Genomic DNA, 22,273 nt, shown 5'->3' with positions numbered 1-22,273 from the left:
GGAAAGCCACCGATATGAGCAGCTTTAAGACCCTGGACGATCTTGGTGACATCAAAGGCAAGGTCGCGCTGGTGCGCGTCGATCTGAACCTCCCGATGAAGGACGGTTCGGCCACCGACGTCACCCGGGTCGAGGCGGTGAAACCCACCATCCTCGAACTCGCGGAAAAGGGCACCAAGGTCTTACTCCTCGCTCACTTCGGCCGCCCCAAGGGAATGCGGCATTCGACCATGTCGACCAGTTTCGTGCAGGGCGATGTCGAAGAGGTTCTTGGCAAGGAAATCATGTTTATCCCCGAGGTCATGGGCCCGGTGGTCGAACAGTCGATTGGCATCCTGTCGGACGGCGATATCGGCCTGCTCGACAATGTCCGTTTCTGGCCGGGGGAAGAGGCGAACGATCCGGACTTCGCCAAAGGCATTGCGGCTCATGGCGATTTCTACGTCAATGACGCCTTCTCCGCCGCACACCGCGCTCATGCTTCAACCGAGGGGCTGGCGCACCACCTTCCAGCCTATGCGGGCAGGGCGATGGAAGCCGAACTCAAGGCGCTTGACGCGGCGCTTGGTACGCCCGAGCAGCCAGTTGCCGCAGTCGTCGGCGGGGCGAAGGTCTCGACCAAGCTCGACGTGCTCGAGAACCTCGTCGGCAAGGTCCAGCACCTCATCATCGGTGGCGGCATGGCCAACACCTTCCTCGCCGCACGCGGGGTCGATGTCGGCAAGTCGCTGTGCGAGCATGAACTTACTGCCACTGCCAACCGCATCATGGACCAGGCCGACCACGCAGGGTGCATTGTCCACCTGCCCTACGACGTCGTGGTGGCTAAGGAATTCGCCGCCAACCCCGCGAGCTTGCGCACCTGCAACGTCCACGAGGTGGCTGACGACGAAATGATCCTCGATGTCGGCCCGCAGGCGGTCGAGGCGCTGGGCGATGTGCTCAAGACCTGCAAGACGCTGGTGTGGAATGGCCCGATGGGCGCGTTCGAGACCGAACCCTTCGATGCCGCCACGGTCTCGCTCGCCAAAACGGCGGCTGCGCTGACAGAAGCTGGCGCGTTGACCTCGGTCGCAGGCGGAGGCGATACTGTCGCAGCGCTTGCTCACGCTGGTGTGAAAGACGATTTCACCTTCGTCTCGACCGCTGGTGGCGCCTTCCTCGAATGGATGGAAGGCAAGGCGTTGCCCGGCGTCGCGGCGCTGACAGTTTAACGATACTCGGGATTCGGCGCGTCCAAGCGGCGGCCCTCGTTCCATAAATCGACCGAATTGCCATGGGCGGGGATGCCGCCTGCGTCCTTGAGCATGCGCGCCATGTGCATCAGGTTCCAGGTCATGAAAGTCGTGTTGCGGCGGGTGAAGTCGTTGTCGAAGCCGACGTAGCCGCTCCCGTCCTCCTTGGCATCGCCGTAACTGGGGCCGGGGCCGGCTTCGCCGATCCAGCCGGCGTCGGCCTGTGGCGGAATGGTGTAGCCTACGTGCTGGAGTGAATAGAGCACGCCCATGCCCACGTGCTTGATGCCGTCCTCGTTACCTGTGACGATACAGCCGCCGACCTTGCCGTAGAACACGTATTGGCCCCGGTCGTTCGTCTGGCCGGAATGGGCATAGAGCCGCTCGATCAGGCGTTGGCAGACCGAGCTTTTCTCGCCCAGCCAGATCGGTGTGCCGACGACGAGGATGTCGGCCGCCTGGACCTTCTTCCAGATTTCGGGCCAATCGTCGGTCTGCGCGCCGCGCTCCCTCATATCGGGATAGACCCCCGGCGCGATATGATGATCCACCAGCCGCACCTGTTCGAGCGCCACATTGTTGCGGACCATGATCGTCTCGACCACGCCAAGCAACTTGTCGGTGTGCGATCCCTCGGGGCTGGGCTTGAGCGTGCAATTGATCGTCAGCGCCTTGAGGTCCGAAAAGTCCGTCGGGTTGTCCTCGCACAGCTTTTCCTGTGTCGCGTCGAGCATGAAATCTCCCTTCTCCTGAAGACAATACGTCCCAGAGAGAGATAAGTTACCCGCGCGGTGTTGCAGGTGCGAAAGGGCAGCGCTATTGGCCGCGCATACGTTTGCACGGACACGGGGTTCTCACATGACTTTCGATGAAATGAAGGCGCGCGTCGCCGAAGGACAGGGCTTTATCGCGGCGCTCGACCAGTCGGGCGGGTCCACTCCCAAGGCACTGCGCGGCTACGGCGTGGAAGACGGTGAGTGGGACGGCGACGACCAGATGTTTGCGCTCATCCATGAGATGCGCCAGCGCATCATCGAAGCCCCCTGTTTCGGCAATGGCAAGGTCATCGGCGCGATCCTGTTCGAGAAGACAATGGAAGGCGAAAGCGGCGGCAAGAGCGTGCCCGCACGCCTCAAGGAACGCGGCATCGTGCCGTTCCTCAAGGTCGACAAGGGTCTCGAGGACGAGCGTGACGGTGCGCAGCTGATGAAGCCAAATCCGAATCTCGAAGCGATGTGTGCGCGCGCAAGGGAACTAGGTGTGTTCGGAACCAAGATGCGCAGCGTGATCAAGTCGGCCAACCCGGTCGGGATCAAGGAAAACGTCCGTCAGCAGTTCTCAGAAGGCGCGCGTATCCTCGCCTGCGGCCTGATGCCGATGCTGGAGCCCGAATACGACATCACCGCCGCCGACCGTGCGGAAGGCGAGAAGATTCTCCTCGAAGGGATCGAGGAAGGTCTCGATGCGCTGCCAGAAGGCCAGCAGATCATGCTCAAGCTCTCGATCCCCAAGGAAGCGGGGCTTTATGCCGGCCTCACCAGGCATCCCAAGGTGCTTCGCGTCGTGGCACTTTCGGGCGGCTATTCCACCGACGAGGCTTGCCGCGAACTGGCCAAGAACCCCGGCATGATCGCCAGCTTCAGCCGCGGCCTTCTGCAGGACCTGCGCAAGGCACAGAGCGATGACGAGTTCGACGGCACGCTGTCGGGCGCGATCGACCAGATCCACGCGGCGAGCGTCGCCTGATCCTCTACAGGCGGGGCGAGAGCTCCGCCAGCCAGCCTATTTGTAGAAGAAATCGCTGTCGGGGTGTTCCTCGGCGATGTAGCCGCGCGCCCTGATCGTTTGCTCGACTGGCTGGCGCTCCTTCATGCGCTTTGGGACAATGAGCAGATGGGTGAGGCTTCCGGGCAGGTCCAATCGGTCGAGATCAAGCCCGGTCGAATGGGCATAGAGGCTGACGAGGGCGGGAAGCTCGCCAAGGCCCTCGATCGCTTCCAGCTCCTGCATTCCGCCAAGGTTGATGTGTTTGAGATGCGCATTGCCTGCGCCTGTCACGATTCTCCCCACCCGCTTTTGGTCATTCATCCGCAGGCGTTCGAGGCGGGGAAACCGCTGCAAGTCGCCGAGGTCCTCCAGGAAACGCACCCATTCGAATGACAGGTCGCGCAAATTGGGCAGGCCGCCCAAGCTTTCGAGCGACTGCATCCCGCCGACGGCGAATTTCAGCACTTCGAGCGACGTGAGCGTTTCGAGAAAGCCGAGGTCGAGGCTCTTTGAGGGATAGAAGACGAACTCGCGTAACTGGCTCAACTCTCCGATGGCCTCGACATTTTTGTACTGCCCCATAACCCGCAGCGTTTCGAGCGTGCGCGCGTCGGCCAGCGGGGCGAGGTCGAGCTTGCGGTCGGGTGTTTCGACCAACGTCAGCCGCGTGAGCCGGTCGACGCCGATCTTCTCCAGCCGCTTCGGGTCGTCGCAAAAGGCGACATCGTGGCAGAAGACCTTAAGGTGCTCGAGCTCGCCCACGACTTCGGGATGCTCGAAATCGAAAGCCGAAACCTGCAGATTCTGGACCCGGGGGAAAGTGCGCAGCAATCGGCCGTCGAGCGGCTGCGAATAGAAGTAGAGGCACAGCCTCTCGCCCAGCGTCTCGCAGGCTTCGTTGAGCAGACCGACAAAGGTTTCCGAGCTGACTGTTTCTAGCGAGGTGGTCTCGCCTTCGTTGTTGGTCCGGTGCAGCACCACTTCACCCGAACCACGCCACTCGGGGATGTTGAACAAGAAGCTTTCGGGGACGTCCCAGTTTTCGATGACCCATCGCGGGTCGAACATGGTGTACGGCTCGGTCATGGTCGGATTGTTAGTAAGCCGGCATTAGCATGGCGTAAACGAAGTCTCTGGAAGGGCACATCGGAAGGATGGAGGGAGTGACGTGCATTGCCTAATGTATTCTCTCGACTATTGAGCCTCGCATGGACGATCAGATTCCCACCCAGCTTTACCTGATCTCGCCGCTCGATGTGTCGGGCGATTTCCCGCAGCGGCTCGATCGGGCGCTGGAGGCGGGGAAGGGCGTGGTCACGGCTTTCCAGCTCCGTGTGAAGGGGCTGGACCAGCACGAGGCGGCGGCGCTTGCCGAGCCCTTGCAGGCGATCTGCGCGGCGCATGAGGTGGCCTTCATCGTCAACGATTCCATTGCTCTGGCGAAGCGGCTCAATGCAGACGGCGTGCATCTCGGACAGTCCGATGGCGACGTCGGTGAAGCGCGCGAGGAACTGGGCCGCGATGCGCAGATCGGCGTGACCTGTCATGCCTCTCGCCACCTGGCGCTCGAAGCGGGCGAGGCAGGGGCCGACTATGTCGCTTTTGGTGCGTTCTTCCCGAGCGAAACCAAGGAAACCGAACATCGCGCGGAACTCGACCTGCTCGAATGGTGGAACGAGATGGTCGAAATCCCCAGCGTTGCCATCGGCGGCATCACGCCTGAGAATTGCCGCCCGCTTGTGGCGGCGGGGGCCGACTTCCTTGCCGTGTCCGGCGCGGTCTGGTCGGGCGATGAAGTCAAGGCAATCAAAGCCTTCGCGGAGCAAATCGCAGCCGCGTGAGTTATCTCACCAGAACGGGGCGGGTCGCGTCCCCGGAGTTCAGGAGAGGACCCCATGCGCAAATTCATTTTCATCACAGCCTCGTCGCTGGCGCTCGCCGCCTGCGGGATGAATGGCGCCGAAGAAGATACCGACGCCTCCACCGCGCAGGCCGAACCGGCCGAAGACTACGGCTACGAGACCTATGACGAGGAAAACCTCGCCGACACGATGGCGTCTAACGACGATGCGCAGGGCTTGGGCGACAGCGTGGCTGAGGAAGATCAGGACATCCCCGACACCGAAGAGCGCCCGATCATGCAGGCGCAGGTCGTGCTTGACCGGGTGGGCTTCGGCCCCGGCGTGATTGACGGAAAAATGGGCATGAGCACCGAGAATGCCTTGCGTGGATTCCAGGAGGCAAACGACCTCGAAGTCACCGGCACGCTGGACGAGGCGACGAAGGAAGCGCTGTCCGACTGGGATTCGATCCCCGCCACCCGCGTGGTCACCATCCCTGCAAGCTGGGGGGATGCGGGCTTTGTTGAGATGCCGGAAGAGCCGGAAGGCAAGGCGAAACTGGACCGGCTATATTACACCTCGCTGGACGAGAAGCTCGCCGAACGATTCCACACGACGGTCGAAGTACTCAAACAGCTCAATCCTGATGGCCGCCCGGCCGGTATGGAAGCGCCCGCAGAAACGCCTTCGCCCACGCCGACCAACGATATCGCAAAGGTTGGTCTCGACAGCTATTTCAAGCCCGGCCAGCAGGTGCGCGTGCCGAACATCGGCGGCGATCGCATCGCGAAGGGCTCGGTTCAGGACCGCGATTGGCAGCGCACGCTGGCAAGCCTCGGCGTCGGCAGCGACCAGCCTGAGGTCGACCGGATCGTGGTGAGCAAGGCGGGAAAGACGCTGAAGGCCTACCAGGGCGAAAAACTGGTGGCCTTGTTCACCGTCAGCTCCGGCTCGAGCGAATTTCCGCTTCCGCTTGGCGAATGGGACATCGTGGGCGAGGCATACAACCCGCCCTACCGTTATGATCCCGAGGTGCTCGGCAATGACGACAGCAAGGACAATGTGCACATGCTTCCGCCAGGACCGAACAGTCCGGTCGGCGTCGTGTGGATCGACCTGTCGAAGGAGCATTACGGCATTCACGGCACGCCCGATCCCGAAACCATCGGCCGAGCGCAATCGAGTGGCTGTGTACGGCTGACCAATTGGGATGCTGCGCGCCTCGCCGGAATGGTGTCGCAGTCGACGCAAGTGATTTTCGAGGCCTGAGAGGCTAGGGAGGGACCATGGGTTTCGTAGACAGACTGCTCACGATCGTCATCACGGCCACGATCACCAGCGCGATCTGGATCGTGGCCGGGGGTTCGCTGATCGAAAACGCGTCCAGCGAGGGACAGCGCAATACCACGCGGCCCGCCGAGGCCGCGCCCAGTCCTTCGCCGACGCTTACCGGTACAGCGGATGCAGGCGACGAAACGCCGGTTTCGGATACGGCGCGAAAGGGCGAGGCGCTGGATACAGAGTTCGCCCGCCCGGTCGATATGAAGAAGGCTGGCGAGTTGTTGATTCCGGTCCTCAACGTGCGGCCCGGCGACCTGTCGGACACCTACAGCGATTCGCGCGGAGGTGGCGAGCGATTGCACGAGGCGATCGACATCATGGCTCCTACGGGCACGAGTGTGGTTGCAGCCGGCCCGGGCGTGATCGAGAAGCTGTTTCGTTCCGATGCGGGTGGCAAGACGATCTACGTGCGGTCGAACGATGGCCGCACGATCCACTATTACGCGCATCTCGACGAGTACGCGGAAGGGCTGAAGGAAGGGCAGAAGGTTCGCCGCGGGCAGAGGCTGGGCAGTGTCGGTTCGACCGGCAATGCGTCGCCCGATGCGCCGCATCTTCATTTCGCGATTCTTCAGACCACGCCCGATTCCGAATGGTGGGAGCCGGCCAACGCTGTCAATCCCTATCCGCTGCTGACCCGGCGCTGAGGCAGTTTATTCGCGAACGGGGCCGACCCGGTGACAGCGCAATCGGCCGAGTTTCCCGTCGGGCCCGTATTCCTGCAGCAGGCCCGACGAAACCTGCATCATCTTGTGGCCCTTGAGCGGGCCGCGCGTGAAGGTGACGCGGTTGCCTTCGAGCAGATATGTGCCCGAACCCTTTTCGGTCGAATAACTGGAGGCGCCAGTGATCGAGAATCCGTGCCCTTCCACCTCGTTCCAGGCCGGACCATCGGCGCTTCCGGGCAGTGCGCAGATGTACTCACCCTGTGGCAAGAGGCCCAATCGCCCTTGCGCCAGCGAAGGTGCGGCGACCAGCGCAGCGACGCATGCAATGACAGCGATCGGAAGCGGTTTCATCTCATGCCCTCCATCTCCGGATATAGGGAGAGGGGTGCAAAATTTCCACCACCTTGCCGTGCGCCTTGCCAGCCTGTAAGGCGCGCTCCACACGGCTGCCGGCCTAGCGGCAGCGCTCTTTCACATCGAGGCATATACCCATGAAGATCAGCGGCGTGGACATCCGTCCGGGCAACATTATCGAATACGAAGGCGGCATCTGGAAAGTTGCCAAGATCCAGCACACCCAGCCCGGCAAGGGCGGCGCCTACATGCAGGTCGAGATGAAGAATCTGCAGGACGGCCGCAAGACCAACGTCCGCTTCCGCAGCGCCGACACGGTCGAAAAGGTGCGCCTCGATACCGCCGAATACCAGTTCCTTTACGAAGATGGCGACATGCTCGTCTTCATGGACCAGCAGACCTACGAACAGATCACCCTGCCGTCCGACCTTCTCGGCGATGCGCGTCCGTTCCTGCAGGACGGCATGCAGGTGAAGCTGGAACTGTGGGAAGAAAAGCCGATCTCGGTCGAACTGCCCGCGCAGATCGAAGCCGAAATCGTCGAGGCCGATGCCGTTGTTAAGGGCCAGACCGCCTCTTCCAGCTACAAGCCCGCCGTGCTCGACAATGGCGTGCGCATCATGGTCCCGCCGCATATCGAAAGCGGCACGCGGATCGTGGTAGACGTCTACGAACAGACCTACGTCGGCAAAGCCAACTAATCAGGAGTCGCATCCATGGGCAAATCCATCGCCAGTCGTTTCGACAATATCGACATCGCCAAGAGCACGCTGCGCGCCGTCATCATCAATGACGACGAGCTGACGCTGGAGATGGATTTCTGCCTTGAGCCCGAGCACGAGGATTACGAGGCCCCGCTCGAGGGCGAGGACTGCTGCTGGCATCCGGGGTTGCTCAAGTTCGCCGGGATCAGCAAGCTCCAGCTCGACCGCAGGGATATGGGCGCCGACAGCAACAAGCGCCGCTTCGCGATCGAAACTTTCAACATCGAGGGCACCAAGTTCGACATGGCCTGCGAGTGGGGTGACATCCACCTCCAGGCGCGCTCGATCCGCGTCCTCACCGAATAAGAGACTGTAATGGCCGCAATTTCCGGACTGATCCGCGTGATGGAGAAGGCCGCGCGCAAGGCGGGTGGCCGCCTGCGCCGCGACTTCGGCGAGATCGAACACCTCCAGGCGAGCCGCAAGGGCCCTGCCGACTTCGTGTCGAAGGCCGATTTGCGCGCCGAGCGCACGATCTACGACGAACTGCTCGCCGCGCGCCCCGACTGGGGCTTCGAGATGGAAGAAGCGGGCACGATCGAAGGCGCGGACGGAATGCCGCGCTGGATCGTCGATCCGCTCGACGGCACCAGCAACTTCCTCCACGGCATCCCGCATTTCGCGATCAGCATCGCGGTGCAGGAGCGCAAGCTGGGCAGCGACGATTGGGGCGATGTGACCGCGGCTGTCGTCTACAATCCGATCACCGACGAAACATTCTGGGCGGAAAAGAGCCGCGGCGCCTGGCTGCACGATGGCCGGTTGCGCGTCTCTTCGCGCCGCAATCCCTCCGAAGCACTGATCGCAACCGGCATCCCGTTCCACGGCCATGGCGACTTTGCCGAATGGTCGAAGATTTTCAACGCCATCGGTCCCAATGTGGCGGGTATCCGCCGTTTCGGAGCGGCCTCGCTCGATCTCGCGTGGCTGGCGGCCGGACGTTATGACGGCTTCTGGGAAAGCGGCCTCTATGACTGGGACACGGCGGCAGGTTGCCTGATCGTGCGCGAAGCGGGCGGTTTCGTATCCGATTTCCGCGGCCGTTCGCAGCCGATCCATTCAAAGCAGGTGCTCGCGGCAAACGACCAGCTGCACTCGCGCCTTCATAAACTGCTTGCGGGCGCTCTGAAGGCTTGAAGCATCCCGGGAGCGCGGCTAATGCCCGCGCTCCAACACGTGCCTCCGTGGCGGAATTGGTAGACGCGCTCGACTCAAAATCGAGTTTCTTACGAAGTGCCGGTTCGAGTCCGGCCGGGGGTACCACCTTCCAGTATCAGGGCGTGGCAGGCGCCATTTCCTCGATGTCCCTGCGCGATGCGGCGGGGACGATGCCCCGCGCGCGTCGCTGGCGCCAGCGGTCTACTGGTCGCTCGATAAACTGCAGGATTGCGGCCGAAAGGGCGAGGGTGAGGATGATCGCGGTCCAGGTAGGATAGGGCCATTCGTAGATCAGCACGGGTGCCATCACCACGAGGTGGGTGAGGTAGATCGGATAGCTGAGCTCGCCGATCCAGCGGTCGGCTTTCCACTGGCGCGTGGCGGCAAAGGCGAAGGGCGTTCCGATCGCGACGCCGATATAGACCATCCACACCTGCACGTCGCCCGACCAGCCCGTGTGCGGCAGACCAACGATCAGCGCGATGAGCAATGCGAGTACGGCGAAATGCGCCGCGCGGGGCAGCTTCTCGACGAGCGGCATTGCGCGGTAGGCGAGCATTCCGAAGACGAACATGAAGAGCACCGGCAGGAAAAGCCGACCCTGCCACAGCGGCAGTTCGACCGGCATCAGGTAGCCGAGGAAGCGGATGCCGATGCTGGCAGCGGCAATCGCAATCAGCGTTCTCAGATGCCGCTTCGCCAGCCAAGGGGCGATGGCGTAGAAGAACAGCTCCAGCGACAAGCTCCAGCTTTGCGGGACCAGTAGCGCCTGGAAAGCCACCGCGCTCGTCTCGGTCGGCATGCCTCCATATGGATCGAGAGCTAGGGCGCCCTGTTCGTCGATCATGAACCAGTAGGTCCAGTGCTGGCCGACGACGAAGAGGTTCTCGAGCACCATAACGATGGCAGACAAGGGATTGGTATAGGTCGCTTCCATGATCTCCATGGAGGATGTCACCGTCAGGCCGAAACCCAGCAGGGCGACAAGCGCGATTGCCATCATGGCGAAATAGGCGGGGGCGAGGCGTAGCAGGCGGTTGGTGTAGAACAGTTTGGTGTCCGAGTATTTCTCGTCGAGCACCATGGCCATGTAGAAGCCAGACACCACGAAGAATGCCTGCACGGCGAGGCCGCCATGGATGAAGTGGACGGTGGACGTAGGCATGTGGGCAAGCAAGACGGCAAGCGCGAGGAGGAAACGGACGAGTCCCATCGATCATGATCCCGGATCTGGTTGGCGGATAACGCGATCGGGCCTTTATTCAATTTATGATTGAATATTGAACAATAACTCTCGCAAGGGGCCATGGGCTTCGACGAATGACATGTTGCCTGAAGCTTCAGGCTGGCCATAATCACGGCCCTGTACGGCCAGCGACGGGGACGAGACATTGCCTTCCAAGACAACACCTCCTGCGGAACCTCACGAGGAATGGATCCTCCGGGAAGACCAGCTGGAGTGCCTGATTTCGGCGACCAGGACAGATATCGTCGACCATCTTGCCGCGCATGGCCCGCTGTCCGTTCGTGAGCTGGCGAAGGCCATCGGGATGCAGCCCTCCGCGCTCTATCATCACCTCGAGCTGCTGGTCGCGGTCGACCTCGTTCGTGAGGAAGGAAGCAGGAGCAGCAATGGAAAGGCCGAAGCGCTTTATGCCACGCCGTCGCGCCGCATGCGGCTTCGCCGCGCGCTTGAGCATCCGCACCATGCACCGACAATGCGCAAGATTGTCGCGACGCTGGGCCGACGCGCCGAGCGCGATTTTGCCCGCGGGATCGAGGCGGAATGCGCGCGTGCCGGATCGCAAGACCGCAACCTCGGCTTCTTCCGACTGGTGAACCGCATGGATCGACAGCGGCTGGGCCGCCTCAACGCGCTGCTCGACGAAGTGGCGGAACTTATGTGGGAAGAGCCTCAGGAAGATGGTGAGCTGGTCACCCTGACCTGGGTCATGGCGCCGCTGGAATAGGGCTTTGCGTTTTCTGGCTCATCGTTGGAGCTCGCCCTGCATCACAGGCTGTAACCAAGTGTGCTATCGGATCGGATGAAGGCACAGCCGCGCTGTGCTGGCCAAGGGGACTGTCATGCAATTCACCATTCGATCCTCCATGACGGCGATCGCCGTCGCGATCCTGCTGCTTGTCGCGACGCAGGTCTTCTACATGGCGGTAGTCTACCCTGCCGGACCTGAAACGGTGCTGCGACCCATCACGTGGATGGTCGAGATGGCTGCTTTCACGGTAATCACGATTGCCGCACTGGTTCTCAGCGCAAGATCGCCGCATGCGCCACTTGTCTGGGCGGCGATTGCTGTTTCAGGCCTGCTGAACATGGTCCAGGTCGGTATTGGGTTGGCCATGTTCCCGCCTGCAGCCTCCGTGATGGAGCAGATGCCGGCGCTGTTCGACACGGTCCTGAAAGGTGCGTTCTTCCTCTACTTCACGGGTAAGCTGCTGTTCGGCCTGGCGGCAATCGCCTTGGGCCGGCTGCTGCTCGCCGGGCCCTCCGCCATGAGGAAGGCGATCGGCGGTGTCGCGATCCTTGCCGGATTGGCTGCTACTGCCCTCAACATCCTTGCCCTGCCGACCGGGCTCGACTGGATGATGCCAGCAGGGGCCAGCGGAACGGCGGCTTCAGTGCTGCTGGCTGTCGCGATACTCCTGCTCCGCGGCCAATTCGCGGAAACAAATAGCTAATTAGCTCTTGTATTAATCCGACAGTTTTGGGAATCACCGCTCCGAATGATCGGGATTCCGTCCTATCACGCGATTGCGGCCATGGCCGTAACGGTCGCAATGTTCGTCGCCTTCGCGCGCGGACGCATGTCCATCGAGATCATTTCGCTGCTGACCATCGCGGTGATCGCGGTGGGGCTCTATTTCTTCCCGCTCGATGGCCAGTCACCGACCGATGGTCTCGGCATCGCCTTCGGCGGCTTCGGACATTACGCGCTCATCACGATCTGCGCTTTGATGATTCTGGGGCGAGGGCTGATCGTGACGGGCGCACTGGAGCCTGCGGCGCGTTTGCTCGAACGAGTTTTCAAGTTCAACTTGCAGCTTGGTCTCCTCCTTTCCCTGTTTCTCGCGTTTGCGTTGTCCATGTTCGTGAACAACACGCCGGTGCTGGTGCTGCTGATCCCGATCTTCGTGACGCTGGCCGCGCGCGGCGCGATGCCGGCATCGAAAACCCTGATGCCACTCAACGCAGCCTCGCTGATTGGCGGCCTTGCCACTACCATCGGGACATCGACCAATATCCTCGTGGTGTCGATCGCGGTCGATCTCGGCATGCCGATGATGAGCGTGTTTCATTTCACGCCACTCGTACTGGCGGCGGGGCTTGTGGCGCTTCCTTACCTTTGGCTGGTGATGCCGAAGATGCTTGGCGACAACCGGATCGAACTGACCCACGAGAGTCGCCGCTTCTATACCCGCCTGCGCGTGACGGAAAACAGCCTGATGAACGGGCGCGAGTTGAAGCAGATCGCCCCGCGCCTCCCCGCCGGAATCGAGTTCCATGATGTGAAGCCGGGTCTGTTCCGCGCGGGGCAGAGGATCAAGGTTTCCGGCACGCATGATGCCATCGAGGAAGCCATCCAGGTCATGCGCGGCGAAGCGGCACCCAGCTGGGTGCTCGAACGTATCCAGCGCAAGCATGACGAGACCGGCGAGGACATCCAGGTCGTCGAAATGACGGTGACCGCCGACAGCCGCCTCAACAGCCGCACCCTTCCGACCTCGGGAATTGCCGATCTGTATGGCGTGGCCGTGGTAGGTATCCATCGTCCCGATACGCTGATCGGCCAGAAGGACGAATTCAGCGACGTAGGCGATATCCGCATCAGGGAAGGCGACGTGTTGCTGGTGATGGGCCTCCAGCACGATCTCGAAACCTTCGCGAGCGGTGATAGCCTGCTCCAGCTCGAAGGGCGTCGCGAGCTGCCCCGTCGTTCGAAGGCCCTGCTTGCCGCGGGCATTATGGGTGGGTCGGTGGCTTTTGCATCGCTGGGCCTGGTGCCGATCGCTATCGCGGCGCTGGCAGGCGCAATCCTGATGTTCGTGACCGGCTGCGTCAAATTCGATCGCGTCGGCCGGGCGTTATCCGCACAGGTGATCGTGCTCGTTGCAGCGAGTATTGCCATCGGACGGATCATCGATGAAAGCGGGGCGGCGGCATGGCTGGGCGAATTGCTGTCCTATGGCCTGCAATACCTATCCCCGGCGCTGGTCCTCGCCGCGATCATGGTCTTCGTGACCTTCCTCACCAATTTCGCCTCGAATGCTACCGCCGCAACAGTGGGAACCCCCATTGCCTTCGCCATCGCGGGCACGCTGGGTCTTCCGCCCGAACCGCTGGTGCTGGCGGTGCTGTTCGGCTGCAACCTCTCTTACGCGACGCCCATCGCCTATCAGACCAACATGCTGATCATGGCCGAAGGGAGCTACAAGTTCGGCGATTACGTGAAGACCGGCGTGCCATTGGTGGGGATCATGGTGACGGCGCTCTCTGTCGGGCTGGTGCTGACCTACCAGCTCTAAGGCTGCCGCCATATTGCTTTCCTATCTGCGCAGGCTCTGCCAGTCTGGACGCCAGAGAGATGACATTTCCGGCCCCGGGGATTCCTTCCCCAGGACCGTGTTCCAAGTGTTCCAAGCTGGAGGGGAAACCGTGCTCAAATCCAACCTGCGTCCTACAAGCCTCGTCGCCTGCGCCGCGGCCGCCATTGCCTTTGCTTCGCCCGCCCAGGCGGATGACCTTCGCGCTTCGCTGGAAGAAGACATGCCCGGGCTGATGGAGCTCTATCGCGACCTTCACGCCAATCCGGAACTCAGCTTTGAGGAGCACCAGACTGCAGCAAAACTCGCCAAGCGGATGCGCGACCTCGGCTTTGAAGTGACCGAAGGCGTAGGCCAGACCGGCGTCGTGTCGGTGATGAAAAACGGCGATGGCCCGGTGGTCATGCTGCGCGCCGACATGGACGGCCTGCCGGTGATCGAGCAGACGGGCCTTCCTTATGCGAGCACGGTGCAGGCGACGCCCGCAAGCGGTGTCACGACCGGTGTCATGCACGCCTGCGGTCACGATACGCACATGACCGGCTTCATCGGTGCCGCCCAGTTGCTGGCCGAGCGGAAGGACCAGTGGCAGGGCACGTTGGTCATGATCCTCCAGCCGGCCGAGGAGCTTGGGCTGGGCGCGCTCGCGATGCTCGAAGACGGACTTTACGAGCGCTTCCCCAAGCCGGAATATGTGCTCGCTTTTCACGATGCTGCTGCGCCTGCTCCAGCTGGTACCATCGGCTATACGCCGGGCTACGCGCTGGCCAATGTGGATAGTGTCGATATCACGGTGAAAGGCATCGGCGGCCATGGCGCCTACCCGCACACAACGGTGGATCCGGTCGTTCTGGGAAGCGCGATCGTCATGAAGCTGCAGACGGTCGTGAGCCGAAGCTCTTCTCCGCTCGATCCGGCGGTGATCACGGTGGGCAGCTTCCACGCGGGGGCGAAGCACAACATCATTTCGGACGAGGCGCGACTCCAGCTGACCGTGCGCAGCTACTCGGATGAAAGCCGCCAGTTGCTGCTCGACGGTATCCGCCGCGTCGCCAAGGGCGAAGCGGTCACTGCTGGCCTGCCGGAAGAGTTGCATCCGGTGGTGACGGTCGAGGATCCCTATACGCCTTCGACCTTCAACGATCCCGGTTTCAGCGAGGAACGCGCTGCGGCCTTCAAGGCGCGGTTCGGCGAGGATCGTGTGTTCGTGGCGCCCGCTGTGATGGGCGGCGAGGACTTCAGCCAGTTCCGCCGCGCCGATCCGGAAGGGGTGAAAAGCATGATCTTCTGGATCAGCGGGACGCCGGAAGAGATGCTCACTGCCCTTCGCGAAGAAGGAAAGCCGTTGCCTTCGCTTCATTCGCCCTTCTGGGCGCCCGATGCAGAGGCGGTGGTCAGGACCGGGGCCGAGGCGCTTGCGAGCGCCGCGCTCGACCTGATGCCCGCGAACGGCGGCTGACGGCGAAAAAATTGACGGCCGCCGAGGTGTTGGGGCACCTCGACGGCCGTTTCTCCTCCCCAGGAGAACTGGTTATTTGAAAGCGTGGGTCAGCCGTCCGAAGGGACGTAGGTGCCGAGGCGATGGTGAAGGGCGTTGATCTTCGCCAGCTCCTCGCGGTCTTCCGTCTGGCGGGCATAGCTCGTCAGAGCAGTGCGCAGCAGGCGGAAGTCGGCGGTCGAGAACAGGGCGCGCGCGCGACCCGGTTCGGTCTTCGGGGTGTCGTCTGTCATGGTCGTCATCCTCTCTCTCCTTACGCCGCAGCGAACTGGTTCATTGTGTTGTCCTTGCCGCCGGCCTTGAGGGCCGCTTCACCGGCAAAGTATTCCTTGTGATCATCGCCGATATCCGATCCGGCCATGTTCTGGTGCTTCACACAGGCGATACCCTGGCGGATTTCCTCGCGCTGGACGTTCTTGACGTAGCCGAGCATGCCAGCATCACCGAAGTATTCCTTGGCGAGATTGTCAGTACTCAGCGCAGCCGTGTGGTAGGTCGGCAACGTGATCAGGTGGTGGAAGATGCCCGCCTCGCGTGCCGCGTCCTTCTGGAAGGTGCGGATACGCTCGTCGGCTTCTGCCGCCAGATCGGTGCCGTCATAGTCCACGCTCATGAGCTTTGCGCGGTCGTAGGCCGACAGGTCCTTGCCCTCTGCTTCCCAGGCATCGAAGACCTGCTGGCGGAAGTTGAGCGTCCAGTTGAAGCTGGGCGAGTTGTTGTAAACCAGCTTGGCATTGGGGATCACTTCGCGGATGCGGTTTACCATCCCGCCGATCTGGCCAATGTGCGGCTTCTCGGTCTCGATCCACAGCAGGTCGGCACCATTCTGGAGCGCGGTGATGCAGTCGAGCACGCAGCGATCTTCACCCGTTCCGGCACGGAACTGGTAGAGGTTCGAAGGCAGGCGCTTGGGCGACATCAGCTTGCCGTCGCGGCTGATGAAGACCTGGCCGTTCTTGATGTCGGCGGGATCGACTTCGTCGCAATCGAGGAAGGCGTTGTACTGGTCGCCGAGGTCGCCCGGCTCCTTCGAGAAGGCGATCTGCTTGGTCAGGCCAGCGCCGAGGCTGTCGGTGCGGGCAACGATGATGCCATCGGGAACGCCGAGCTCGAGGAAGGCATAGCGGATCGCGCGGATCTTCTGGAGGAAGTCTTCGTGCGGAACGGTAACCTTGCCGTCTTGGTGGCCGCACTGCTTTTCGTCCGACACCTGGTTCTCGATCTGCAGCGCGCAGGCGCCAGCTTCGATCATTTTCTTGGCGAGCAGGTAAGTCGCTTCGGCATTGCCGAAGCCTGCATCGATATCGGCAATGATCGGCACGACATGGGTCTGGTGCTCGTCAATTTCCTTGAGGAGACGGTGGGTGGCAACCGCGTCACCTGCAGCCTTTGCATCGTCGAGCTGCCGGAACATGCCGCCGAGTTCACGGGCATCGGCCTGCTTGAGGAAGGTATAGAGTTCACCGATCAGAGCGGGCACGCTGGTCTTCTCGTGCATCGACTGGTCGGGCAGGGGGCCGAATTCGCTGCGCAGAGCGGCAACCATCCAGCCAGAGAGGTAGAGGTAACGGCGCTTGGTGCTGCCGAAATGCTTCTTGATCGAGATCATCTTCTGCTGAGCGATGAACCCGTGCCAGCAGCCGAGCGACTGGGTGTAGTTCGCCGGGTCCTTGTCGTAGGCTTCCATGTCCTCGCGCATGATCTTCGCGGTGTAGCGCGCAATGTCGAGCCCGGTAGGAAAGCGGTTCTGGACGGCCATGCGGGCAGCACTGGCGGCGTCGATCGCAGCCCAGCTGTCACCATTCTCGGCGATGGTCTCGTTCATCTTCGCGATGTGGCTCTGGTAGGTCATTGCGTATTCTCCTGTCCGGTTGGCCCAAGCTCTGAGCTGGCCTTGAAGAGAGAATGCGCCGGGAAAAGTGATTCTGGCAGGAAAATTTACAGAATTTCTTGTCTAGAACCCTTAACGGGGCCTATTAGGCCTGTAAGGTTGTAAAGGAATTTACAAATGTCCGATGATGCCATCCGCGCCGGACCTGCCATCCGTCGACTAAGGAAGCGGGAAAGCCTGACCCAGGCTGCGATGGCTGCGCGGCTGTCGATTTCGCCCAGCTACCTCAACCTGATCGAGCGCAACCAGCGGCCTGTAAGCGCGCGCGTAATCATGGGGCTGGTCGAGCAATTCGACTTCGACCCACGCAGTATTCGTGAGGACGAGGCAATCGGGGGTCTCGATGGTCTCGCGCGTCGCTTCGCGGATGAACGTTTCGCCGATCTCGCGATCGATCGCGAAGAGCTGGACGAATTCCTTTCAACCGCTCCGCAGGCAGCTGCCGCCTTCGCCCGACTCTATGATAATGCGGGCCCGGCCGCAGTGTTGGCGGAAGATCCGCTTGCCGCTTCGCGCCGCGAAATCGAACGCTGGCGCAACCATTTCGCCGACCTCGATACGGCAGCAGAGGAACTCGCCGACGAAATGCGCCTGTCGCGCGGCGATATCGGGCTCGCGCTGACCGAGCGTTTGCGCGAGCGGCACCAGCTCTCGGTCCGTTCCCTGCCGCGCGAGGTGCTTCCCGACAGCCTCAGCCGCCTCGACCTCCATGCGCGCCAAGTGCAGCTGTCCGAAATGCTTGGCCCTGCTTCGCGGAATTTCCAGCTCGCGCTCAAGATCGCCCAGCTCGAGAAGGCAGACGAGATCATGGCGATCGCCCAGGGCGCAAAGTTCGATGACGAGGCCGCCCGCGCACTCTTCAAGCGCCACCTCGACGGATACTTCGCCGCCGCACTGCTGATGCCCTATGGACGTTTCCTGCGTGCTTGCGATGCCACGGGTTACGACCTTCCCGTGCTGGAGCGCCGTTTCTCGGTGAGCTTCGAGCAACTCGCCCACCGTCTCACCACCTTGCAGAGGGTGGGCCAGCGCGGGCTTCCCTTCTTCATGGTCAGGCTCGACCGGGCCGGGCAATTCTCGAAGAGCTTCATGGGAGCGAGCACGGCGCGATTTGCCGGCGAAGACGTATCCTGCCCACTATGGGATGCCCACCGGGCCTTCGAGCGGGGCGGCGAACTCGTGGTTCAATATGTGAGTCTCGACGATACCGGAGAAGGGCAGGGGGGCTGGCTCACTATGATGCGCAGTGTGGAAGGCAGCGGTGCTCCAGGCGAGGCGCGGTTCGTTGTCGCGGTGGGTATCGAGGCGGTGCTTGCCACCGACCTTGCCCACGCACGCGGCCTTTCGCTGCGTCCGGCCGATGCGCAGAGGATCGGGCCGGGATGTGCACGATGCCACAGGGAGGGCTGTCCACAGCGTTCGCTCCCGCCGCGCGGGCGCAAGCTACACTTCGATCGCATGCGCCGCGGAACCTCGCCCTTCGAGTTTGGCGAGCGCTGAGATCGATCCTCCTAGAATTGTCAGGAATGGCGACGCTTTCCTCGGTGAAGGCGTCGCCTTCTTGGTTTATTTGGTGTAAAATTTACCGACAATTCACCATTCGAGCCTAGTCCCGAACCCCTATGCAATGGCGCGGGTATGCGGGAATGAACGGGGTTACTGACCAGAGCCTGATGGCACCCTGCCCGGGGCAGGAGCGCTCCTGATGGAGTGGGCTGGCTCGCTTTCCTACATTTTCTACTCGATTGGCGCGATCGTCAGCGGGCTTGCGGCGCTGTGGATCGCGCGTAACGGGCAGGAAGAACGATCGGATCGCTGGGCCGGGATTATTGCTCTTGCCCTCAGTGCCAACTGGTGTTTCGCCGCAGCCAGCTTCAGCTTCGACCAACCGATCGTCACGCTGACGGGCGTCGCCAGTAATCTCGCCTGGATCTACCTGCTCTTCCGTCTCTTCGCCAATGACGGGCGTGACGAGAGCTCACGGCTCGTGCGGCCAGTGGCATTCTCGCTTGCCTTTGTCGAAACCCTCCAGGTTGCGCTGCTCCTGATTCAGGAGCGCTACGCCCTTACGCCTCAGATCGAACTGCTGGTAACGCAGACTTCCGCCATCTTCCGCGTGCTCGTCGCGGTTGGCGCGCTGGTCATGCTGCACAATCTCTACATCGGAGCTGCACAGAGCTCGCGCCGCATCCTTCGCTGGAATGCGGCCGCCATGGCGGGCCTCTGGGCCTTCATGCTCAACTTCTACACGATCGCCTACCTCTCGGGCGGGTTTGCAGAAGAGCTGGTGGCCTTGCACGGACTTGCGATCGCGGTGATCGCCGTCCCGTTTGCAATCGGTTTCAACAAGAGCGCTGTCGGCCTGACATTCAGCCCTTCACGCGCAGTTACCTTCCACTTCCTCTCGCTGCTGGTGATCGGCGCTTACCTGCTCGGAATGCTGGGGCTGGCAAGTTCTCTCGACATTCTTGCCGGCAATGCTGGACGCCTGACCCAAGTCGGGCTGGTGATCGCTGCCGGGGCGCTGGCGCTTATCTGGCTGCCATCCGACCGCCTGCGCGGATGGTTGCGGGTGACGGCGATCAAGCACCTGTTCAAGCACCGCTACGACTACCGCAACGAGTGGATCCGTTTCACGCATACCATCGGCCGTTCGAACCTTGACGAGGCAAGCCTCCAGGAACGCGCGATCAAGGCGATGGCGGATATTACCGAGAGCCCGAAAGGCATCCTGCTCCTCGCAGATGACGACGGGAAGCTGGGCTTCGGCGGACATTGGCGCTGGCCTCAGTTCGCGGTCCCGGCGGAACCGATCAGCGACGACCTGTCCGGAATATTCGAGCGCGAAGGCCTGATCATCGACCTCGATGAGGCCCGTGCTGGGATCGAACACCAAGGCGAACTGGCCCATATTCCAGAGTGGATTATCGACGAACCGCGCGCCTGGGCCGCGGTTCCATTGCTGCATTTCAACCGGCTCGTCGGAGTGGTTGTGCTGTCGCGCCCGCTGGTCGAACACAAGCTCGACTGGGAGGATTTCGACCTCCTCGGCATCGTTGGCCAGCAACTTGCCAGCTACCTTGCCGAGCAGGCCGGGCAAGAGGCGCTTTCCGAAGCTGCTCGTTTCGACGAATTCAACCGCCGGATGGCCTTCGTGATGCACGACATCAAGAACCTCTCCAGCCAGATGTCGCTCCTTCTCAAGAACGCAGAGAAGCATGCGGAGAAGCCCGAGTTCCGCAAGGACATGTTGGTGACGCTGCGCAACAGCGCGGAAAAGCTCAATACGATGCTCGCCCGGCTTGGCCGCTACGGTGCCGCGTCCGCCGAGGACGCCAGGCCCTTCGACATGACGAGCCATGTGCGCGCGACGGTGCAACGGTTTGCCGCGACGTCGAAGGTAGCCTTGCTACGCAACGAACCGATGCAGGTCGATGGTCAGGCGGATGCCTTCGAACAGGCATTGTCGCACATCATCCAGAACGCCATCGACGCCGGAGGACCCGAGAGCCCGGTGATGCTCGAAACCTTCAGCGATGGTTTGTTCGGGATTGTCCAGATCGTCGACAGCGGCCGCGGGATGAGCCCCAATTTCCTGCGCAGCGGCCTCTTCAAACCGTTCGTTTCCTCCAAGGAGGGCGGCTTCGGCATCGGCGCCTACGAGGCGCGCGAGATCATCCGCGCCATGGGCGGACGGCTCGACGTGGAATCGCGCGAAAGCCTCGGCACCCGATTCACGATTTGCCTGCCGCTGCGTTCGGCGGCTGAGATCATTGCCAGGCCGCGCGCGCCTGAACCCCAAAAGGATGTAGCCTGATGGCCAAAGACAAGCCCAAGCCCACCCTGCTGATCGTGGAGGACGACGAAGGCCTCCAGGCGCAGCTGAAATGGGCCTATGACGACTACAATGTCGTCATCGCGGGCAATCGCGACCAGGCGCTGGCTGCCTTGCGTAGTGAAGAACCGGCTGTGGTCACGCTCGACCTCGGCCTGCCGCCCGATCCCGACGGCACGAGTGAGGGTTTCGCCGTTCTCGATGCGATCATGCAGATCAAGCCGGATACGAAGGTTGTGGTGGCCTCGGGTCACGGGGCCCGCGAGAGCGCCCTGCAGGCCGTCGAGCGTGGTGCGTATGATTTCTACCAGAAGCCGGTCGATATCGATGAGCTCGGGCTGATCGTCGACCGGGCCTTCAAGCTCAGCACGATCGAGGGCGAGAACCGCCGACTTGCCGAGAAAGTAGGCGAAGAGAAAACCGTGCTCGGCACGATGATCACCGCTGCGCCCGAGATGGCGAAGGTCGCGCGCACGATCGAGCGCCTCGCGCCGACCAATGTCTCGGTAATGCTGCTCGGCGCCAGCGGAACGGGCAAGGAGCTGCTCGCCAAGGGACTGCATGAAGCGAGCGATCGCCGGGGCGGGGCCTTCATCGCAATCAACTGCGCTGCGATCCCGGAAAACCTCCTCGAGAGCGAACTCTTCGGTCACGAGAAGGGTGCCTTCACCGGCGCCGTCAAAACCATCGAGGGCAAAATCGAGATGGCCAATGGCGGCACGCTCTTCCTCGACGAGGTCGGCGATATCCCGCTGCCGCTTCAGGTGAAACTGCTCCGCTTCCTGCAGGAGCGCGTGATCGAACGTATCGGCGGCCGCAAACCCATCTCGGTCGATACGCGCATTGTCTGCGCCACGCACCAGGACGTCGAGGGCATGGTCAGCGAGGGTACCTTCCGCGAGGACCTGTTCTATCGTCTCGCCGAAGTCGTGGTGAAGATTCCGGCACTCGCCGAACGGCCGGGTGACAGCGTGCTGCTGGCCAAGCATTTCCTCACCCGCTTCGCTGCGGAGATGAATCCGCAGGTCAAGGGTTTCACGCCCGATGCACTTGCAGCGATCGATTGCTGGGGCTGGCCCGGAAACGTGCGCGAGCTGGAAAACCGGATCAAGCGCTCGGTCATTATGGCCGATGGCAAATTGGTTGCGGCGGAAGACCTCGACCTTGGCGATGGAGCCGAAGAGGAGGACATGGCGCTCAACCTCAAGCAGGCGCGCGAGGCGGCCGATCGGCGGATGATCCGCCAGGCCATGGCGCGCAGCCAGGGCAATATCTCGATGACGGCCAAGCTTCTCGGCATCAGCCGGCCGACGCTGTACGACCTGCTCAAGCAATACGATCTGCAGGCGACCTAGGGCGCG

At 62.1% G+C, this 22,273-nt stretch carries 21 protein-coding genes and 1 tRNA gene; 16 read left to right on the top strand and 6 right to left on the bottom strand.

All coding sequences use genetic code 11. From position 1 onward, the window contains the following. Positions 1-14 precede the first annotated feature (14 nt). A complete protein-coding gene (locus K3146_RS05805) occupies positions 15-1,214 on the top strand; it encodes a phosphoglycerate kinase (RefSeq protein WP_221545317.1) in 1,200 nt (399 codons plus the stop codon). On the opposite strand, the gene K3146_RS05800 is transcribed toward K3146_RS05805, so the two are convergent. Further along, positions 1,211-1,969: a flavodoxin family protein gene (locus K3146_RS05800; protein WP_221545315.1), complete on the bottom strand. Its 759-nt coding sequence runs from the start codon at positions 1,967-1,969 to the stop codon at positions 1,211-1,213. The two genes, K3146_RS05805 and K3146_RS05800, sit on opposite strands and share 4 nt — an antisense overlap. 124 nt (positions 1,970-2,093) lie before the next feature. Between K3146_RS05800 and K3146_RS05795 the strand changes: the two genes are divergently transcribed. Beyond that, on the top strand, positions 2,094-2,981 hold the full coding sequence (locus tag K3146_RS05795) for a fructose bisphosphate aldolase (RefSeq protein WP_221545314.1): 888 nt from the start codon (positions 2,094-2,096) through the stop codon (positions 2,979-2,981). A gap of 36 nt (positions 2,982-3,017) precedes the next feature. Here K3146_RS05795 and K3146_RS05790 read toward each other — a convergent pair whose 3' ends face one another. Beyond that, positions 3,018-4,088: a leucine-rich repeat domain-containing protein gene (locus tag K3146_RS05790; protein WP_221545313.1), complete on the bottom strand. Its 1,071-nt coding sequence runs from the start codon at positions 4,086-4,088 to the stop codon at positions 3,018-3,020. Positions 4,089-4,210: 122 nt separating this feature from the next. On the opposite strand from K3146_RS05790, the gene thiE reads away from it, so the two are divergent. From thiE to K3146_RS05775, 3 genes are read left to right on the top strand one after another with little or no spacing between them, the layout of a single operon-like run. Next, complete coding sequence (gene thiE / locus K3146_RS05785) at positions 4,211-4,843, top strand: thiamine phosphate synthase (RefSeq protein ID WP_221545312.1); 633 nt, start codon at positions 4,211-4,213, stop codon at positions 4,841-4,843. Between the two features lie 54 nt (positions 4,844-4,897). After that, positions 4,898-6,112: a L,D-transpeptidase family protein gene (locus K3146_RS05780; protein ID WP_247711099.1), complete on the top strand. Its 1,215-nt coding sequence runs from the start codon at positions 4,898-4,900 to the stop codon at positions 6,110-6,112. Positions 6,113-6,129: 17 nt separating this feature from the next. Beyond that, complete coding sequence (locus tag K3146_RS05775; RefSeq protein ID WP_221545310.1) at positions 6,130-6,831, top strand: M23 family metallopeptidase; 702 nt, start codon at positions 6,130-6,132, stop codon at positions 6,829-6,831. A 6-nt stretch (positions 6,832-6,837) separates the two neighbouring features. On the opposite strand, the gene K3146_RS05770 is transcribed toward K3146_RS05775, so the two are convergent. Further along, the gene (locus tag K3146_RS05770) at positions 6,838-7,203 is read right to left on the bottom strand and encodes an elongation factor P (RefSeq protein ID WP_221545308.1); all 366 of its coding nucleotides are present in this window, start codon (positions 7,201-7,203) and stop codon (positions 6,838-6,840) included. A 140-nt stretch (positions 7,204-7,343) separates the two neighbouring features. Here K3146_RS05770 and efp point away from each other — a divergent pair, with 140 nt between their 5' ends. The 4 genes from efp to K3146_RS05750 all read left to right on the top strand — a co-directional run bounded on the left by efp (position 7,344) and on the right by K3146_RS05750 (position 9,233). Beyond that, positions 7,344-7,907 (top strand): elongation factor P, encoded by a 564-nt coding sequence (efp, locus tag K3146_RS05765; protein ID WP_221545306.1) that lies wholly within the window; start codon positions 7,344-7,346, stop codon positions 7,905-7,907. A gap of 15 nt (positions 7,908-7,922) precedes the next feature. Continuing rightward, positions 7,923-8,276, top strand: coding sequence for a hypothetical protein (locus K3146_RS05760; RefSeq protein WP_221545305.1), 354 nt, complete (start codon positions 7,923-7,925; stop codon positions 8,274-8,276). Between the two features lie 9 nt (positions 8,277-8,285). Next, entirely contained in the window at positions 8,286-9,107 is an 822-nt protein-coding gene (locus K3146_RS05755) for an inositol monophosphatase family protein (protein ID WP_221545303.1), read from the top strand. Between the two features lie 41 nt (positions 9,108-9,148). Then, a tRNA-Leu gene (locus K3146_RS05750) sits at positions 9,149-9,233 on the top strand. A 10-nt stretch (positions 9,234-9,243) separates the two neighbouring features. On the opposite strand, the gene K3146_RS05745 is transcribed toward K3146_RS05750, so the two are convergent. Next, positions 9,244-10,341, bottom strand: coding sequence for an acyltransferase family protein (locus tag K3146_RS05745; RefSeq protein ID WP_221545301.1), 1,098 nt, complete (start codon positions 10,339-10,341; stop codon positions 9,244-9,246). 178 nt (positions 10,342-10,519) lie between these two features. On the opposite strand from K3146_RS05745, the gene K3146_RS05740 reads away from it, so the two are divergent. From K3146_RS05740 to K3146_RS05725, 4 genes are all read left to right on the top strand, one after another. Beyond that, positions 10,520-11,098 carry an ArsR/SmtB family transcription factor gene (locus K3146_RS05740; RefSeq protein WP_221545299.1) on the top strand — a complete coding sequence of 193 codons (579 nt, stop codon included), beginning with the start codon at positions 10,520-10,522 and terminating at the stop codon, positions 11,096-11,098. A 115-nt stretch (positions 11,099-11,213) separates the two neighbouring features. Then, positions 11,214-11,825, top strand: coding sequence for a hypothetical protein (locus K3146_RS05735; protein WP_221545298.1), 612 nt, complete (start codon positions 11,214-11,216; stop codon positions 11,823-11,825). Positions 11,826-11,870: 45 nt separating this feature from the next. Then, positions 11,871-13,670 carry an SLC13 family permease gene (locus K3146_RS05730; protein WP_221545297.1) on the top strand — a complete coding sequence of 600 codons (1,800 nt, stop codon included), beginning with the start codon at positions 11,871-11,873 and terminating at the stop codon, positions 13,668-13,670. Positions 13,671-13,800: 130 nt separating this feature from the next. Beyond that, entirely contained in the window at positions 13,801-15,147 is a 1,347-nt protein-coding gene (locus K3146_RS05725) for an amidohydrolase (RefSeq protein WP_345723835.1), read from the top strand. Between the two features lie 89 nt (positions 15,148-15,236). Here the strand turns inward: K3146_RS05725 and K3146_RS05720 are convergent, their stop codons facing one another. After that, positions 15,237-15,419: a hypothetical protein gene (locus tag K3146_RS05720; protein WP_221545882.1), complete on the bottom strand. Its 183-nt coding sequence runs from the start codon at positions 15,417-15,419 to the stop codon at positions 15,237-15,239. Positions 15,420-15,439: 20 nt separating this feature from the next. After that, a complete protein-coding gene (locus K3146_RS05715) occupies positions 15,440-17,038 on the bottom strand; it encodes an isocitrate lyase (protein ID WP_221545295.1) in 1,599 nt (532 codons plus the stop codon). A gap of 156 nt (positions 17,039-17,194) precedes the next feature. Here K3146_RS05715 and K3146_RS05710 point away from each other — a divergent pair, with 156 nt between their 5' ends. The 3 genes from K3146_RS05710 to prsR all read left to right on the top strand — a co-directional run bounded on the left by K3146_RS05710 (position 17,195) and on the right by prsR (position 22,267). Beyond that, entirely contained in the window at positions 17,195-18,577 is a 1,383-nt protein-coding gene (locus K3146_RS05710) for a helix-turn-helix domain-containing protein (RefSeq protein ID WP_221545293.1), read from the top strand. A 205-nt stretch (positions 18,578-18,782) separates the two neighbouring features. Then, a complete protein-coding gene (prsK, locus tag K3146_RS05705) occupies positions 18,783-20,894 on the top strand; it encodes an XrtA/PEP-CTERM system histidine kinase PrsK (protein WP_221545291.1) in 2,112 nt (703 codons plus the stop codon). Next, positions 20,894-22,267, top strand: coding sequence for a PEP-CTERM-box response regulator transcription factor (prsR, locus tag K3146_RS05700; protein ID WP_221545289.1), 1,374 nt, complete (start codon positions 20,894-20,896; stop codon positions 22,265-22,267). The genes prsK and prsR overlap by 1 nt, the downstream gene beginning before the upstream one ends. Positions 22,268-22,273: the final 6 nt, after the last annotated feature.

Source organism: Qipengyuania vesicularis (genome assembly GCF_019711415.1).
Taxonomy (GTDB): Bacteria; Pseudomonadota; Alphaproteobacteria; order Sphingomonadales; family Sphingomonadaceae; genus Qipengyuania; species Qipengyuania vesicularis.
The sequence above is the reverse complement of the archived record's forward strand: the minus strand, read 5'-3'. Positions and strand labels throughout refer to the sequence as shown.

Bases quoted from the DNA above. Each gene is read 5' to 3' on its own strand.
- K3146_RS05805 (WP_221545317.1), top strand. From the start codon at position 15: ATGAGCAGCTTTAAGACCCTGGACGATCTTGGTGACATCAAAGGCAAG.
- K3146_RS05800 (WP_221545315.1), bottom strand. From the start codon at position 1,969: ATGCTCGACGCGACACAGGAAAAGCTGTGCGAGGACAACCCGACGGAC.
- K3146_RS05795 (WP_221545314.1), top strand. From the start codon at position 2,094: ATGACTTTCGATGAAATGAAGGCGCGCGTCGCCGAAGGACAGGGCTTT.
- K3146_RS05790 (WP_221545313.1), bottom strand. From the start codon at position 4,088: ATGACCGAGCCGTACACCATGTTCGACCCGCGATGGGTCATCGAAAAC.
- thiE (WP_221545312.1), top strand. From the start codon at position 4,211: ATGGACGATCAGATTCCCACCCAGCTTTACCTGATCTCGCCGCTCGAT.
- K3146_RS05780 (WP_247711099.1), top strand. From the start codon at position 4,898: ATGCGCAAATTCATTTTCATCACAGCCTCGTCGCTGGCGCTCGCCGCC.
- K3146_RS05775 (WP_221545310.1), top strand. From the start codon at position 6,130: ATGGGTTTCGTAGACAGACTGCTCACGATCGTCATCACGGCCACGATC.
- K3146_RS05770 (WP_221545308.1), bottom strand. From the start codon at position 7,203: ATGAAACCGCTTCCGATCGCTGTCATTGCATGCGTCGCTGCGCTGGTC.
- efp (WP_221545306.1), top strand. From the start codon at position 7,344: ATGAAGATCAGCGGCGTGGACATCCGTCCGGGCAACATTATCGAATAC.
- K3146_RS05760 (WP_221545305.1), top strand. From the start codon at position 7,923: ATGGGCAAATCCATCGCCAGTCGTTTCGACAATATCGACATCGCCAAG.
- K3146_RS05755 (WP_221545303.1), top strand. From the start codon at position 8,286: ATGGCCGCAATTTCCGGACTGATCCGCGTGATGGAGAAGGCCGCGCGC.
- K3146_RS05745 (WP_221545301.1), bottom strand. From the start codon at position 10,341: ATGGGACTCGTCCGTTTCCTCCTCGCGCTTGCCGTCTTGCTTGCCCAC.
- K3146_RS05735 (WP_221545298.1), top strand. From the start codon at position 11,214: ATGCAATTCACCATTCGATCCTCCATGACGGCGATCGCCGTCGCGATC.
- K3146_RS05730 (WP_221545297.1), top strand. From the start codon at position 11,871: ATGATCGGGATTCCGTCCTATCACGCGATTGCGGCCATGGCCGTAACG.
- K3146_RS05720 (WP_221545882.1), bottom strand. From the start codon at position 15,419: ATGACAGACGACACCCCGAAGACCGAACCGGGTCGCGCGCGCGCCCTG.
- K3146_RS05715 (WP_221545295.1), bottom strand. From the start codon at position 17,038: ATGACCTACCAGAGCCACATCGCGAAGATGAACGAGACCATCGCCGAG.
- K3146_RS05710 (WP_221545293.1), top strand. From the start codon at position 17,195: ATGTCCGATGATGCCATCCGCGCCGGACCTGCCATCCGTCGACTAAGG.
- prsK (WP_221545291.1), top strand. From the start codon at position 18,783: ATGGAGTGGGCTGGCTCGCTTTCCTACATTTTCTACTCGATTGGCGCG.
- prsR (WP_221545289.1), top strand. From the start codon at position 20,894: ATGGCCAAAGACAAGCCCAAGCCCACCCTGCTGATCGTGGAGGACGAC.